Source organism: Xanthobacter sp. AM11, assembly GCF_047444035.1.
Lineage (GTDB): Bacteria > Pseudomonadota > Alphaproteobacteria > Rhizobiales > Xanthobacteraceae > Xanthobacter.
Genome location: NZ_JBLAOA010000001.1, coordinates 68,364 through 83,148, shown reverse-complemented (window position 1 = coordinate 83,148; position 14,785 = coordinate 68,364). Strand labels below are relative to the sequence as shown.

16 protein-coding genes are annotated in these 14,785 nt (G+C 70.7%); 13 read left to right on the top strand and 3 right to left on the bottom strand.

The genetic code is table 11. The features are described 5' to 3' along the window. Window positions 1-109 precede the first annotated feature (109 nt). From ACI7BZ_RS00400 to ACI7BZ_RS00365, 8 genes are all read left to right on the top strand, one after another. The gene (locus ACI7BZ_RS00400; protein WP_414115241.1) at window positions 110-781 is read left to right on the top strand and encodes a hypothetical protein; all 672 of its coding nucleotides are present in this window, start codon (window positions 110-112) and stop codon (window positions 779-781) included. Next, window positions 778-2,772 carry an MFS transporter gene (locus tag ACI7BZ_RS00395; protein ID WP_414115240.1) on the top strand — a complete coding sequence of 665 codons (1,995 nt, stop codon included), beginning with the start codon at window positions 778-780 and terminating at the stop codon, window positions 2,770-2,772. The genes ACI7BZ_RS00400 and ACI7BZ_RS00395 overlap by 4 nt, the downstream gene beginning before the upstream one ends. Then, entirely contained in the window at window positions 2,772-3,797 is a 1,026-nt protein-coding gene (locus tag ACI7BZ_RS00390; protein WP_414115239.1) for an ABC transporter substrate-binding protein, read from the top strand. The genes ACI7BZ_RS00395 and ACI7BZ_RS00390 overlap by 1 nt, the downstream gene beginning before the upstream one ends. Next, complete coding sequence (locus tag ACI7BZ_RS00385; protein WP_414115238.1) at window positions 3,794-4,477, top strand: GNAT family N-acetyltransferase; 684 nt, start codon at window positions 3,794-3,796, stop codon at window positions 4,475-4,477. Before ACI7BZ_RS00390 ends, ACI7BZ_RS00385 begins: the two co-directional genes overlap by 4 nt. Before the next feature lie 115 nt (window positions 4,478-4,592). After that, the gene (locus ACI7BZ_RS00380) at window positions 4,593-4,955 is read left to right on the top strand and encodes an STAS domain-containing protein (protein WP_414115237.1); all 363 of its coding nucleotides are present in this window, start codon (window positions 4,593-4,595) and stop codon (window positions 4,953-4,955) included. Between the two features lie 13 nt (window positions 4,956-4,968). Further along, window positions 4,969-5,412 (top strand): ATP-binding protein, encoded by a 444-nt coding sequence (locus tag ACI7BZ_RS00375; RefSeq protein ID WP_414115236.1) that lies wholly within the window; start codon window positions 4,969-4,971, stop codon window positions 5,410-5,412. A gap of 78 nt (window positions 5,413-5,490) precedes the next feature. After that, window positions 5,491-7,134 (top strand): Na/Pi symporter, encoded by a 1,644-nt coding sequence (locus ACI7BZ_RS00370; protein WP_414115235.1) that lies wholly within the window; start codon window positions 5,491-5,493, stop codon window positions 7,132-7,134. Further along, complete coding sequence (locus ACI7BZ_RS00365; RefSeq protein WP_414115234.1) at window positions 7,118-7,420, top strand: STAS domain-containing protein; 303 nt, start codon at window positions 7,118-7,120, stop codon at window positions 7,418-7,420. The genes ACI7BZ_RS00370 and ACI7BZ_RS00365 overlap by 17 nt, the downstream gene beginning before the upstream one ends. A 161-nt stretch (window positions 7,421-7,581) precedes the next feature. Here ACI7BZ_RS00365 and epmA read toward each other — a convergent pair whose 3' ends face one another. Next, window positions 7,582-8,673: an EF-P lysine aminoacylase EpmA gene (gene epmA, locus ACI7BZ_RS00360; RefSeq protein ID WP_414115233.1), complete on the bottom strand. Its 1,092-nt coding sequence runs from the start codon at window positions 8,671-8,673 to the stop codon at window positions 7,582-7,584. 140 nt (window positions 8,674-8,813) lie between these two features. Here epmA and efp point away from each other — a divergent pair, with 140 nt between their 5' ends. Further along, complete coding sequence (efp, locus tag ACI7BZ_RS00355; RefSeq protein WP_414115232.1) at window positions 8,814-9,383, top strand: elongation factor P; 570 nt, start codon at window positions 8,814-8,816, stop codon at window positions 9,381-9,383. A gap of 247 nt (window positions 9,384-9,630) precedes the next feature. Further along, on the top strand, window positions 9,631-10,047 hold the full coding sequence (locus ACI7BZ_RS00350; RefSeq protein WP_414115231.1) for a response regulator: 417 nt from the start codon (window positions 9,631-9,633) through the stop codon (window positions 10,045-10,047). Between the two features lie 93 nt (window positions 10,048-10,140). Here ACI7BZ_RS00350 and grpE read toward each other — a convergent pair whose 3' ends face one another. Together grpE and hrcA are read right to left on the bottom strand one after the other, a co-directional pair. Next, complete coding sequence (grpE, locus tag ACI7BZ_RS00345; protein WP_414115230.1) at window positions 10,141-10,794, bottom strand: nucleotide exchange factor GrpE; 654 nt, start codon at window positions 10,792-10,794, stop codon at window positions 10,141-10,143. Window positions 10,795-10,917: 123 nt separating this feature from the next. Then, on the bottom strand, window positions 10,918-12,027 hold the full coding sequence (hrcA, locus tag ACI7BZ_RS00340; RefSeq protein WP_414115229.1) for a heat-inducible transcriptional repressor HrcA: 1,110 nt from the start codon (window positions 12,025-12,027) through the stop codon (window positions 10,918-10,920). Between the two features lie 159 nt (window positions 12,028-12,186). Here hrcA and rph point away from each other — a divergent pair, with 159 nt between their 5' ends. From rph to hemW, 3 genes are all read left to right on the top strand, one after another. Beyond that, window positions 12,187-12,900, top strand: coding sequence for a ribonuclease PH (gene rph, locus ACI7BZ_RS00335; protein WP_414115228.1), 714 nt, complete (start codon window positions 12,187-12,189; stop codon window positions 12,898-12,900). Next, on the top strand, window positions 12,900-13,535 hold the full coding sequence (gene rdgB, locus ACI7BZ_RS00330) for an RdgB/HAM1 family non-canonical purine NTP pyrophosphatase (protein ID WP_414115227.1): 636 nt from the start codon (window positions 12,900-12,902) through the stop codon (window positions 13,533-13,535). Before rph ends, rdgB begins: the two co-directional genes overlap by 1 nt. Before the next feature lie 80 nt (window positions 13,536-13,615). Then, window positions 13,616-14,761 (top strand): radical SAM family heme chaperone HemW, encoded by a 1,146-nt coding sequence (gene hemW, locus ACI7BZ_RS00325; RefSeq protein ID WP_414115226.1) that lies wholly within the window; start codon window positions 13,616-13,618, stop codon window positions 14,759-14,761. Window positions 14,762-14,785: the final 24 nt, after the last annotated feature.

Sequence of the window (14,785 nt, the reverse complement as noted above, 5' to 3'; positions counted from 1 at the left end):
CCAGACAAAAAAACCGTGCGGCCAAAAAAAACCTTCAAACTCAGTCGGCTTTTCATGGCATTAAGGGCCGTCGGCGTGGCGCAACCCTTCGCACGGGAACCAATCAGGCATGACGCGGACGACCCTCGGGCTCATTGCGGTGTTCGCACTGATCGCGGCGGCTTGTGTCGCCTTCGGCGCCTACTTCTCTTACGTCACGCTGCTCAATGCGCATCGCAGCATCATCGAGGCGCGATTCGGCATCGCCGCGACGCGGGTCGCCGAGGTGGCCGAGATGGCGGATTCCCTCGGCATCCGGCTGCCGGCCCAGGCCACGCTGGTGACCATGCTGGAGCGCGAGGCGCGCAGCGAGCCGGCCATTACCAGCATCGACCTCGTGGACGAGCGCGGCAGCGTGCTGTTCTCCTCCAGCCCGGGCCGGGCCGGCACCAGCGAGGGCGCCTTGCGGCGCGGCCTGTCGCGTCCCATCCGCAACGATCTCGGCGCCACCATCGGCCAGGTGGTCGTGCGTTACGACCCGCAGATCCTCGCGGCGGGGGCGCAGGTGCTCGGTGCGGACCTGACGCGGATCGCCCTGCCCACCCTCGTCGCCGCCGGCGTGGCCACGGTGCTGGTGGGGCTGCTGCTGGCCGCCGGCCTGCGCCGGGCGGTGCGGCGCGCGGCGCAGCCGGACTCCTGGCCGCCGGCGGCGAAGGCGGCTCTTGTTTCCGCCACGGCGGCGCACCGGGGCGCGGCCCGCCTCGCGGCGGGCGGGCCGGAGAGCGAACGGGGACACGCATGATCGGGCTGCGCGGCGGTATTTCCATCGCCATCGTCGTCATTCTGTGCGCGGCCCTCGCGGTCATCGGCTGGGGCTCGGAGCGTGCGGCGCAGCGCACCATCGCCCCGGAAATCCTCGCCAAGGCCACGTCGGTCGGCCGCTCCGCCGCCGATCTGGTGGAGCGGGCCGGGTCGGTGGGCATTCCCTTCGAACGGCTGGTAGGGGTCGCCGACTATTTCGAGACGCTGCGCCGGGCCAATGTGGAATTCGCGCAGATCAGCCTGCTCGACCCGGGCGCGGTGGAAATGGCCCGCGCCGGCGATGCCTCCGCCTTCGACGCGGCGCCGCAGGTGCGCACGCCGGTGAGGGACCGCGACGGCCGCCAGGTGGGCGAGATCCTCATCGTGGTGGACCCCACGGCCGTGTCCTCCCAGGTGGGCGCGGTGCTGGTGGATGTCGCCTTCATCGGCATCGTCTCGCTGCTGGTGGCGCTGGAGCTGGTGGCTCTGGTGGTGGGCTCGCGCGGCATCGCCGGCCTGGCGGCGGTGGAACAGCGCATCCGGGCGCTCTCCCAGGGGCGGCTGTCGCGCCACGAGACGGGGGGCGGCACCAGCGCCGGTGCCCTCGTCGCGCCCTTCGACCGGCAGGTGGAAGAGCTGGAGAGCCGCCACGCGGCCGCCCGCCGGGAGGCCGAGCGCCGCGGCGATGCGGCGGCGCTGGCGCAACTTCAGGCGGTGGAGGAGCGCACCGGCATCGGCCGCGTCCATGCCGCGGAAGGCCAGGCGGCCATCGCGGTGCGGCCGGCGCTGTTCCTGTTCATGCTGGCGGAGGAACTGACCCGGCCGTTCCTGCCGCGCTTCGCCCAGTCCCTCGCCCCGGCGGACGGCGCCATCGGCATCGACCTTGCGGCCAGCCTGCCCATCGTCGCCTTCATGGCGGTGGTGGCCCTGTGCCAGGTGCCGTTCGCGGGCCTGTCGGAGCGGCTCGGCCGGCGCAACGGCTTCGCCGCAGGGGCGGCCATCGCCGCGGCGGGCTATGCCCTGTCGGCGGTCAGCCCCTCCTACGCCATCTTCCTTGCGGCCCGCATCGCCACCGCGGCCGGCTATGCCCTCGTCTTCGTCTCGGCGCAGGGCCATGTGGTGGACCATTCGGCCGGCGCCTCGCGCGCCGCCGCCCTCGCGGTGTTCGTGCGCGCCATCATGGTGGCGAGCCTGTGCGGGCCGCCCATCGGCGGCGTCATCGCCGACCGGCTCGGGGCCTGGGCGGCCTTCTCCACCTCCTGCGGCCTCGCCGTGGTGGCGCTGGCGGTGGCGTGGCTCACCCTGCCGGCGGCGCTGCACAAGGCGCGCGCCGCGGCCGGCGTGGGCTGGTCCGACCTGAAGCAGGCGGCGCGGGCGCCGGGCCTCATGGCGCTGCTGCTGGGCTGCGCCTTCCCCGCCAAGTTCCTGTTCGCCGCCCTGTGCTTCCTGCTGGTGCCGCTGGAGCTCCAGAGCCAGGGCTATTCGTCCGCCGCCATCGGCCGCTTCCAGATGATCTATCCCATCATCATGGTGATGGCGGTTCCGTTCTTCGCGGCGCTGGCGGACCGGCTGAACATGCGCGCGGGCTTCGTGGCGGCCGGCGGGCTCGTCGCCGGGCTTGGGGCCACGGCGGTGCTGCTGCAGCCTTCCGTCGTGCTGATTGTTGTCGCGCTCGTGGCGCTGGGGTATGGGCAGGCCATGTCCATCGCCTCCCAGTCGGCGCTGGTCGCCGACACCGCCTCCTCCATGGGCGCGGGGCGGTCGGCCGGTGTGCTCGGCCTGTTCCGGCTGGTGGAGCGCTCCGGCAATGCGGCGGGGCCGGCCAGCGCCGGCTTCCTGCTCGGGGCGATCGGATTCTCGGCGGCAACGGCGCTCCTGGGCACCGTGGTGGTTGCCGGGGCACTGGCGTTCCTCCTCCTCGGGGGCAGAGCCGCCGTCACGCAACCGGGCCGCGCCTCGTCCGCGGCCGCATCGGAAGGGACCTCCGCCTGATGGATCGCCGCTCCCTCCTTGCCCTCGGCCTCGGCGCGGGCGCCGCCGGCCTTGCCCCGGGCCTCGCCCGCGCCCAGGCGGTGGTGACGCCGGGACAGGCCCGGCCGTTCCGCATCCTGATGCTCACCTTCCGCGGCGACACCGACGTGGAGCGCGGCTTCCGCGACTATTTCGCCACCAACGAGATCAAGACCGAATTCCTCACCCGCGACGTGGAGCGCGACGCCTCCAAGGTGAAGCCCATCCTGGCGGAGGTGCTGCCCACCTTCCGGCCGGACCTCATCTACACCAACGGCACGCCCAACACCCTGGCGGTGGCCGGCCCCTACGACGCGCCGCCCGATGCCGGCTTCGTGCGCGACATCCCGGTGGTGTTCGCCCTGGTGGCCGCCCCGGTGCAGGTGAAGATCGCGCCCTCCCTGGCCTCGTCCGGCCGCAATGTCACCGGGGCGGTGCACGTGGTGCCCACCGACGTGCAGATGCGCGCCATGCAGAGCTACAAGGCGTTCCGCAAGGTGGGGGTGATCTATTCGCCCAACGAGAAGAACTCCCTCGCCATCATCGAGGAGATGAAGGCGTTCTGCGCCGGCATCGGCGCCACCGTGCTGGCCCAGCCGCTCAACATGGACGGCAACCGCCCCACCGCGGACGGGGTGGAAGACTTCGTGCGCAACCTGCGCTCCCAGGGCGCGGACTGGCTCTACCTGCCGGCCGACACCTTCCTCGCCTCCATCTTCGGCCGGGTGGGCCCGGTGGCGCTCGCCAGCGGCATGCCCACGTTCGGCGCCACTGAATTCTTCATGCGCGAGGGGCAGGGGCTGGTGGGGCTGGTGAGCCGCTTCTATTCGGTGGGCCAGCTCGCGGCCTCCAAGGCCACCGCCATCCTGGTGAACCGGCGCCCGCCGGCGGACATCCCCATCGAGACGGTGAAGCGCTTCACCCTCATCATCAATCTCAAGGTCGCGAAGGAGCTGGGAATCTATCCGCCCATCGCCATGCTGAACTATGCGGAAGTGATCACATGACGCGTGTCTTGCCTGCCGCTTCTCCGGCCCTGATGCTGCGCGCACTGAACCTGGACGACCTCGACGCGGTGGATGCGCTGAACCAGCTGGCGGTCGGCCCGGTGGTGGACCCCAACGTGGTGAAGCCGGAGAGCCACGACTATTTCGAGAGCATCTTCAAGGGGCGCGGCTTCTTCATGGGGGTGTTCGACGGGCCGGAACTGATCGCCTACGGCATCCTCCAGCACGACCACCCGGTGAAGGATGATCCCCGCCCCTCGCTGGGCCTTGCCCCCGGCGCGCCGGTGGGCCGGCTTGCCGGCGCGCGGGTGGCTCCGGCCTATCGCGGCCGCGGGCTGCAGCGCGCGCTCATCGCCGCGCGGGTGGCGGCCGCCCCCGCCGACATGCTGCTTTATTCCACCGCCGCGCCGGTGAACACGCCCAGCTGGTCCAGCCTGCTGGCGGAAGGCTTCGCCATCCGCGCCATCCAGCGCCTGTTCGGCGGCTATGCCCGCTACCTCATGGTGCGCGACGGCTCCACCGGCGATCCCGATCACACCCTGCTTGTGGACCCGCTCGACACCGACCGGCAGAACGCCCTGTTCGCGGAGGGCTGGCGCGGCTATTCCCGCGGGCGGCTGCCCAGCGGCGCCGCCGGCGTGGTGTTCGCCCGGCCGGTCGCGCCCGGCGCGGCGCGGTGAGCGCTGCGCGCCGGGCGGTGTCTATTTCCGCCGCGGCGGGACTTCACTAAACTGTCGCATGCGTCGGCCACCCTGCCGGAGGCTGGCGAAAGGACGTACGAGAAACGGTTCGCGCATGAAGATCGAAATCAATCCCTTCGCTCCGGGTACGGTGCTCGTTGCCCTTGAGGGGCGGCTCGACATTGCAGGGGCCGCGATGGTGGAGAGCGACTTCAAGGCCGCCTGCGATGGCGCGGGGCTGGTGCTGGTGGATCTCTCCCGCACCCCGTTCATGGCCTCCATCGGCATCCGCCTGCTGCTGACCGGGGCCAAGGCCCTGCACCGGAAGGGAGGAAACATGCGTCTGTTCGCGTGCGACCCGCAGGTGGAGAAGGTGCTGCGCTCCACCGGTGTGGATCACCTCGTCTCCATCCACGCCACGCGGGAGGAGGCCCTGGCCGATGCGGGCGCCTTGCCCGCCGGCACCGCCCCCGCCTGACGGCGCCGTGCCCATGGCTGCCCCCGAACCCGGCATGCTGGTTTCCACCCTCGACGCCGGCGCGCGGATCGAGGACATCACCGAGGCGACGAGCTGGCTCGCCGCCGTCGCCGACGCGGAGGGCTGGCCCGATGCCACAAGGTTCGCCCTGGAGCTGAGCCTGGAGGAGGCGCTGACCAACGTGGTGTCCTATGCCTTCAAGGGGCTGGACACGGTGCCGCGCATCCGCATCGAGTGCTACCGCTTTCCCGGCGGGCAGGTGGGGGTGCAGCTCATCGACAATGGAATGCCGTTCGATCCCACCACCGTTTCCGAGCCGGTCGTCCCCGATTCCATCGAGGACGCGAAGATCGGCGGGCACGGGGTGCAGCTCATGCGCAATTTCCTGGAGACCCTCTCCTATGCCCGGGAGGGGGGCGAAAATCGCCTGACCCTGGTGGCGGCGCGCCCGGATTAGGGCGCGATCCGAACTTCCCGGCCGGGCACCCGGGCCGGGACGCCGCAACGGGGGCAGGCCAGCGGCCGGGGAACGTGCATGTTGATGGTTGCGGAGATTCTCGCGGGGCTGGGGCTGCTGTTCGTCGGCCTGAAGCTCATGTCGGCGCAGCTTCAGCAGGTCACCGGCCGCAAGGTGCGCAATCTCCTGCGCCGGGCCACGCGCTCCCCCGTCATCGGCCTGCTGTGCGGCGCCGTCGCGGGCACGGCCACCCAGTCCAGCAATGCGGTGGCGGTGGTGAGCGGCAATCTGGTGCGCGGCGGCGTCTTCACCGTGCGCGACGCCATTCCCGTCGTGGCCGGGGGCAATGTGGGCACGGCGGCGCTGGTGTTCGTCGCTGCCATCGACTTCCGGCTGCTCATCTTCGCCCTGGTGGCGGTGGTGGGCTTCTTCTACCACCTGCGGCTGGATCACCGGCCCGCCTGGCGCGAATGGATGGGGGTGGCCCTCGGCCTGTCGCTGGCCCTGCTGGGGCTCGATTTCATCAAGCAGGGGCCGCGCACCCTCGATGTGGCGGCCATTGCCGATGCGGTGTCGGCGGGGGTGCTGCCCTGGATGGGCTTCGGCCTCGGCTTCCTTGCCTCGGTGATCACCCAGTCCTCGTCCACCTCCACCATCCTGGTGGTGGCACTGATCCAGGCGCGGCTCATGAGCCTGGACGACGCCTTCTTCATCGTTTTGGGCGCCAACCTGGGGTCGGGCGTGGCGGCGGTGATCGCGGCCGGCGGGCTGGAGGGCACGGGACGGCAGCTTTGCTTCGTCCATGTGCTGGTCAAGGTGGTGGGCTGCCTTGTGGTGGGTGCGGCCTTCGCTTTGGCCGAGGCGGCGGGGCTGGCGCCGCTGGACCTTCTGGCGGCGGCCGGCGGCGGGCAGGCCTCGGCGGCCGTCTCGCTGCTGTTCCTGGCGCTGCAGGTGGCGGGCGCGCTGCCGGTGGCCTTCCTGCGTGATGCCGCCGGGCACATGGCGGCGCGCTTCAGCCCGCCCACGGTGGAAGACAGCGCATCGCGCCCGCGCTTCATTCATCACGAGGCCCTGAGGGACCCGGCCACCGCCCTCGACCTTGCCGAGCGGGAGGTGTCCAGCCTCGTGCACCTGCTGCCGCTGCTGCTGCCCGACCTGGACCGGACCGAGGCGCCCGGCGCCGGGGAACGGCAGGGCCTGTGGCGCGGTGCCGCCTCGGTCGCCGTGGCCACGGACCATTTCATCGCCGATCTCATCGCCCGCGGCATGACCCGGCAGACCCTGGAAATCGCGCTCCAGCACCAGTCCATGCTGGAGACGGTGCGCACCCTGCAGGATACGCTGCACGACTTCACCGAGGTGATCGAGGGCTTCGAGGCGGTGCCGCCGCTGGGGTTCAACCTGTCGGAATCGTTGCGCACCATCGTCCTCGGCCTGGCCGACGCGAGCGATGGCGACGGCGCCGACCTCGACATGCTGATCCCCTTGACCGCCGATCGCAGCGAGCTGCTCAACCGCATCCGCCGCCAGCTTGCCGGCTCGGCTTCCGCCTCGGAGGCGCAGGCGCGCCAGCTGCTGCTGGCCACCAGCCTGTTCGAGCGTGCGGTGTGGCTGGTGCGGCGCATCGCGGTGGCGTTGCGCGCATGCGAGAATGACGCTAATCCCAACACGCCCGCAGCCGCGGAGCCCATGCAGGTAGAGGCCCATGCACATCGAACGTGAACAGGTCGGGTCCGACGTGCAGCTGAAGGTGACGGGGCGGCTCGACACGCCCAACGCCAAGCCGTTCGAAGCCGCGCTCATGGAGGTGGTTTCCATGACCGACGGCGGCATCCTGGTGAACCTCGCGGGGGTGGATTACGTCTCCTCCTCCGGCCTGCGCGCCCTATTGGTGGCGGGCAAGGCCATGCGCGGCGCCAAGCGCAAGCTCACGCTCTCCTCGCTTCAGCCGCAGATCCGGGAAGTGTTCGACATTTCCGGCTTCTCCACCCTGTTCGAGATCAACTGAGGCGGCGGCGCCTGCTGGCGCCAGATCAACCGGCAACCGTGGCGCCTGCTGGCGCCAGATCAACCGGCAACCGTGGCGCCTGCTGGCGCCAGATCAACCGGCAACCGTGGCGCCTGCTGGCGCCAGATCAACCGGCAACCGTGGCGCCTGCTGGCGCCAGATCAACCGGCAACCGTGGCGCCTGCTGGCGCCACGGGCACCCACAGGACATCCTCGATCCGGCGGGCGCCGCTCGCCAGCATGGCGAGGCGGTCGAAGCCCAGCGCGCAGCCGCTGGCGGCCGGCATGTGGGCGAGGGCGGCCAGGAAGTCCTCGTCCAGCGGGTAGCGCTCGCCATAGAGCCGCGCCTTCTCGTCCATCTCCGCTTCGAAGCGGCGGCGCTGCTCGGCGGCGTCGGTGAGCTCGCCGAAGGCGTTGGCCAGCTCCAGCCCGCAGGCATAAAGCTCGAACCGCTCGGCGAAGCGCGGGTCCTTCGGCTTGGGGCGGGCGAGGGCGGCCTCGCTCACCGGATAGTCGCACAGCAGGGTGGGGCGGCCGGCACCCAGCTGCGGCTCGATGCGCTCCACCAGCACCCGCGAGAAAATGTCGGCGAAGGTGTCGTCGGCGGCGGTGCGGATGCCGGCGGCTTGGGCGGCGCGGGCGAAAGGGGCGGGGTCCGGCGGGGCGCCGGGGGCGGGAAGCAGGGCCTCCAGATCCATCCTCGCATGGCGGGCGAAGGCCTCCACCAGCGTCAGGCGCTCCGGCGCGGCGAAGGGATCGCAGGTGTGGCCGCGGTAGGCGAAGCGCGGCGTGCCGCCGGCCTGCGCCGCGATCGCCAGCAACTGGGCGCAATCCTCCATCAAAACGGTGTAGGAGGCCCCGGCGCGATACCATTCCAGCATGGTGAATTCCGGGTGGTGGGCCATGCCGCGCTCGCGATTGCGGAACACCCGCGCCCATTCGAAGATCTGCGTCTCGCCCGCCGCCAGCAGCTTCTTGGCGGCGAATTCCGGCGAGGTGCGCAGATAAAGGCGCCGCATCGCCCCGTCGGGACCCACGAGATCGGTGGCGAAGGCGTGCAGGTGCGCCTCGTTGCCGGGGGAGACCTGAAGCGCGGGGGTCTCCACCTCCAGGAAGCCGGCGCCGGCGAACCAGCCCCGTATGGCGCCGGCCATGCGCGCGCGCGCCAGAAGGAAGGGGCGGCGGTCGGCGTGCACCCCGCGGTCCCACCACGGGCTGGCGGGGGGCGGGCTTGCGGAACCAGATACCGTCATGAGCGGGTCGAATCCTTCCCTGTCCGGCAGCGGCGCCCGGAAAAGGCACCGCGAGACTGGCGTTGCGCGCCAAGATCGCTATGTTGCCGCCGAAGATCAGCAGCGGCGCGGCGCCGCACAAAGTTCAAGGAAGACGCGACGTGGTCAAGGTCATCGCCAGCTCCCTGCGCAAAGGCAATGTGGTCGATATCGACGACAAGCTCTATGTGGTGCTCACTGCGGAGAACATTCATCCCGGCAAGGGCACGCCGGTCACGCAGCTCGACATGCGCCGCATCTCGGACGGGGTGAAGATCTCCGAGCGCTACCGCACCACCGAGCAGGTGGAGCGGGCCTTCGTGGAAGACCGGCCCCATACCTTCCTTTACGAGGATTCGGACGGCTACACCTTCATGAATCCCGAGAATTTCGATCAGGTCACCGTGTCCAAGGACGTCATGGGCGATTCGGCGGTCTATCTCCAGGAAGGCATGGAATGCATGCTCTCCACCCATAACGGCGTGCCCATCGCCATCGAGCTGCCGGCCCGCGTGGTGCTGGAGATCGTGGACACCGAGCCCACCGTGAAGGGGCAGACCGCCTCGTCCTCCTACAAGCCGGCCAAGCTGTCCAACGGCGTGCGCACCATGGTGCCGCCGCACATCTCCGCCGGCACCCGCGTGGTCATCATGACCGCCGACGCCTCCTATGTGGAGCGCGCCAAGGACTGAGGCGCGCCCGCGCCGGCAGATTGCCGCCCGCGCGGGCCCCTCTTTCCCGTGCAACGACAGCCGCCGCGCGCTGCGGCTGCCCCGCTTCCGATATTCCAAAGTCATTGGAGCCGTCCGGCCAAGGTGTCGCGCCGGAGATGTGAGACTACATTCACCGTTTTTGTTGCCTGTGTTGCCGTGCAAATGGAACCTTTTGCGCGCGCCATCCGTTGTCGCGGAAAACAGCAACAATCCAAGGCTCCTGGTGATGGATGTTTCCGGTCGGCGCGTGCTCGTCGTGGAGGACGAGTTCCTTGTGGCCCTGGGCCTTGAGGACAATCTGAGGTCCCTCGGCTATACCGTCGTCGGGCCGTTCTCCAGCCTTGCCGCGGCACGAACGGCGGCGGCCGTGGAGCGGGTGGATGCGGCCATCCTTGATGTGAACCTTGCGGGCGAGCCGGTTTATCCGGCGGCAGCTGTCCTTGCGGACCGCGGCATCCCCTTCATCTTCTGCTCGGGCTATACGGGCAGCGTGCGGGTGCCGCAGGAATTCGCCGATGTGCCCCGGGTGGCCAAGCCCTACACCAGCCGGGCCATCGCCGATGCGCTGGCCGAGCTCCTCGCCGGCGGGCCGGTGGGGCCGCCGGCGTGGCGCGCCAGCCTTGCGCCGGCCTGGAGCCGCTGAGTTCTTCGCACCGAACGGGGCGGCGCCGGGTCACATTCCGCGGCCCGCGAAAGGAAATACCGGCCCGGTTCGCACACGGGCCGGCGCGCCGGCTCAGGCCTGGCCGGCTTCCTTGGTGGCGGCGGCGACGTCCGGCTTCGGGCCGCCGCGGGCGACGCCCACCATGGCCGGGCGCAGCACCCGCTCGCCGATGACGTAGCCGGCCTGCACCACCTGCACCACCGTGCCGGTGGGCACGCTCGGGTCCGGCACCTCGAACATGGCCTGGTGCAGGTTGGGGTCGAACTTCTCGCCCTTCGGCTCGATCTTGCGGATGCCGTGCTTCTCCAGCGCCTTGACGAGGCCGCGCTCGGTCAGCTCCAGCCCATCCAGCAGGGCCTTGAAGGCGCCCTCGGCGCCGGCCCTGGCCTCTTCGTCCACCGAGCCGAGCGCCCGGGAGAGGTCGTCGGCCACGTTCAGCACGTCACGGGCGAAGGAGGCGATGCCGTAGGTCCTGGCGTCCGCCACTTCCTTCTCGGCGCGGCGGCGGATGTTCTCCGCCTCGGCGAAGGCACGCAGGAACTTGTCCTTCATGCCGGCGATTTCCGCCTCCAGCCGCTGCTTCTCGGCCAACAGTTCGGTGCCGATCTGGGCGTCGGCGGTGGCGAGGGCTTCCGCCTCGGCCGTGGCTTCGTTCGCAGCGCTCATGTTCGCACCGTTTTCGCTTGCGTCGCCGCCGGTCTCGGGCGCGCGCTTCTGCTCGCTCATCCGGTTTCTTCCCCTGCCATGAATTTCGCCCGCCAGCGCGGACAAACGCCAACATTCCCCGCGCATATCGGTGGGACGGCGGGAAAAATCAAGACTGCGCGACGTCGCGACCGCGGATGGGCCTCACGCCGCATCCACCCCCGGGGCGCCCAGCACCCGGCTCACCAGGCGGGCGGTGAAGTCCACCATGGGCACGATGCGCCCGTAATTGAGCCGGGTCGGGCCGATCACCCCCAGCACGCCCACCACCCGGCCCTGCCCGTCGCGATAGGGGGCGACGATGGTGGAGGAGCCGGAGAGGGAGAACAGCCGGTTCTCCGAGCCGATGAAGATGCGCAGGGATTGCGCCTCCTCCGCCCGGCCCAGCAGGTCGGCCACCTCGCGCTTGGTTTCCAGGTCGTCGAACAGCAGGCGGATGCGCTCCAGGTCCTCCAGCGCGTGCAGGTCCTCCAGCAGCTTGGCCTGGCCGCGCACGATGAGCTTGCGCTCGGCCGGCTCGTCGCCGGACCAGGAGGCGAGGCCGTCCTCCACCACCCGGGCGGTAAGGGCGTCGAGATCCCGCCGGAGCTCGGACAAGAGGCTCTCCATTTCCGCCCGCGCCTCGCTGAGGGTGCGGCCGCGGATGCGGGCGTTGAGATAATTGGTCGCCTCGGTGAGGGCGGACACCGGCAGGCCGGACGGCAGCACCAGGGCGCGGTTCTCCACCTGCCCGTCCTCGGACACCAGGATCACCAGGGCGCGGCCGGGCTCCAGCGGCACGAATTCCACATGCTTCAGGCGCGGGTCGGTCTTGGTGGTGGTGACCACGCCGGCGCCCCGCGCCAGGCCGGAGAGCATGGCCGAGGCTTCCTGCAGCACGCCTTCCACCGTGGTGGTCTTGGCCGCCGCCATCATCTGGGTCTCGATGTTGGTGCGGTCGCGCTCGTTCACGTCGCCGATTTCCAGCAGCGCATCCACGAAGAAGCGCAGCCCGCGCTCGGTGGGCAGGCGCCCGGCGCTGGTGTGGGGGGAATAGACGAGCCCCGCCGCCTCCAGGTCGGCCATCACGTTGCGCACCGAGGCAGGGGAGAGGGTCATGGGGATGAGGCGCGAGAGATTGCGCGAGCCCACCGGCTCGCCGGTGGCCAGGTAGCTTTCCACGATCTGCCGGAAGATCTCGCGCGAGCGCTGGTCGATCTGGGCGAGGCCGCCGGAGGAGAGGGGCAGGAACGGATCGAGCGCCACTTTGCTCATGCCTTCCATCTGTGCGGGCGGGTGCCCGCCGCCCTATTATGTGTGCTCTCCGGCGCCCCGCATCAAGCATTCCCGCACGCCGCGCCCGGCTTGCTTCCCTCCAGGGCCTGCGCGCTCTAAAAGGGGCGCCCGATACACGGAACAACGAGGACGATCCCTATGCGCCCCAGCAAGCGCGCCGCCGACGAGATGCGCGCCGTTTCCTTCGAGCGGGGCGTGATGCGCCACGCCGAAGGCTCCTGCCTCGTGAAGTTCGGTGACACCCATGTGCTCGTCTCCGCCACCCTGGAAGAGCGCCTGCCGCCATGGCTGAAGGGCCAGGGCCGGGGCTGGGTGACGGCGGAATATGCCATGCTGCCCCGCGCCACCCACGATCGCACCCGGCGCGAATCCACCACCGGCAAGCAGTCCGGCCGCACCCAGGAGATCCAGCGGCTGATCGGCCGCTCGCTGCGCTCCGTCACCGATCTCGTGGCCATGGGCGAGAAGCAGATCACCCTCGACTGTGACGTGCTCCAGGCCGATGGCGGCACCCGCACCGCCGCCATCACCGGCGCATGGATCGCGCTTTACGATTGCCTGTCGTGGATGCGCCAGCGCTCCATGATCAAGGAGATGCCGCTCAAGCAGCATGTGGCGGCGGTGTCCTGCGGCATCTATGAGGGCACGCCCGTGCTCGACCTCGATTATGCCGAGGATTCGGTGGCCGAGACCGACGCCAATTTCGTCATGACCGGTACCGGCGGCATCGTCGAGATCCAGGGCACGGCGGAAAAGACCCCCTTCACCCAGGACGAGCTGCTGGCCCTGCTGGCGCTGGCCCGCTCCGGCGTGGACAAGCTGGTGGGCCTGCAGAAGCTGGCGGTGGGCTGATGGCGCACCGGCAGCTGTCCGGCCGGCTGGTGGTGGCCACCCACAATCCCGGCAAGCTCATTGAAATGCGCATGCTGCTGGAGCCCCACGGGGTGGAGGCGGTTTCCGCCGGCGACCTCGGCCTGCCCGAGCCGGAGGAGACCGAGACCACCTTTTCCGGCAATGCCCGGCTGAAGGCGGTGGCGGCGGCCAATGCGGCGCAGCTGCCGGCCTTCGCCGACGATTCCGGCCTCGTCATCGACGCCCTGGGCGGTGCCCCCGGCATCCACACCGCCCGCTGGGCCGGGCCGGACCGGGACTTCGAGATGGCCATGGAGAAGGTGGAGGCGGCGCTGCAGAAGGCGGGCGCCACCGCGCCGGAACAGCGCCAGGCGCGCTTCGTCTCGGCCTTGTGCATCGCCTGGCCGGACGGGCACCTGGAGGAGTTCGAGGGCGTGGTGGACGGCACCCTGGTCTGGCCGCCGCGCGGCGCCAAGGGCTTCGGCTACGATCCCATGTTCCGCCCCGAAGGCCACGCGAAGACCTTCGCCGAGATGACCGCCGACGAAAAGCATTCCATGCCGCCCAAGGGCTTCGGCCTGTCGCACCGGGCCCGGGCGTTTCTGAAGCTGTCGCAGGCCTGCCTGAAGGGATGAGGGGAATTTTGGAGCAGGATCGCGCCCGCCGACACCGGCCGAACCCTCTCCCGCCTGCGGGGGAGGGCGCCGGGGCGGCGATGCCCGACGACGGCGGCTTCGGCGTCTATGTCCACTGGCCCTTCTGCAAGGCCAAGTGCCCCTATTGCGACTTCAACAGCCATGTGCGCCACGCCCCGCCCGACGAGGCGCGCTACCTCGCCGCCTTCCGGGCCGAGATCGCCCACATGCGGGCGCTGTCGGGGCCGCAGCGGGCGCAGACGGTGTTCTTCGGCGGCGGCACCCCCTCCCTCATGGCCCCGGCCACGGTGGGGGCCATCCTGGAGGCCATCGACGCCGCCTGGCCGCTGACGGGCGATGCGGAAGTGACGCTGGAGGCCAACCCCACCTCGGTGGAGGCGGAGCGCTTCTTCGGCTACCGGGCAGCCGGAGTGAACCGGGTGTCCCTGGGCGTGCAGGCGCTGGACGATGCCGACCTGCAGGGCCTCGGCCGGATGCATTCGGTGGCCGAGGCGCTGGCGGCGGTGGCGATCGCGCGGCAGGCGTTCGCGCGGGTGTCGTTCGACCTCATCTATGCCCGCCCGCGCCAGACGCCGCAGGCCTGGGCAAACGAGCTGAAGCGGGCGCTGGCGGAGGGGTGCGAGCATCTGTCCCTCTACCAGCTCACCATCGAGCCGGGCACGCCGTTCGAGCGGCTCTACGGCGCCGGCAAGCTCCTTCTGCCCGACGACGACCTCTCCCGCGCCCTGTGGGACGTGACGCAGGAGGTGACGGCGCAGGCCGGGCTTCCCGCCTACGAGGTCTCCAACCACGCCCGGCCGGGCGCGCAGGCGCGGCACAATCTCGTTTACTGGCGCTATGGCGCCTATGCCGGCATCGGCGCCGGCGCCCACGGGCGGCTGGTGGTGGACGGGGTGCGCCGCGCCACCTTCACCGAGCGCAGCCCGGAGGGCTGGCTTCAGCGGGTGGCGGCGGCCGGGCACGGCATGGTGTCCGACGAGGCGCTGCTGCCGCAGGAACAGGCGGACGAGATGCTGCTCATGGGCCTGCGCCTCGCCGAAGGCGTGGACCTCGCCCGCCATGCCCGCCTGGGCGGGCGGATCGCGCCCGGGCGCATGGCCGCGCTGGAGGCGGACGGGCTGGTGGTGCGCGAGGCCGACCGGCTGCGGGCGACGGCGGCCGGCTTTCCGGTGCTGAATGCGGTGATCGCGGCGCTGGCGGGGTAGGGCGCTGCCTCACTGCGCGCCCGG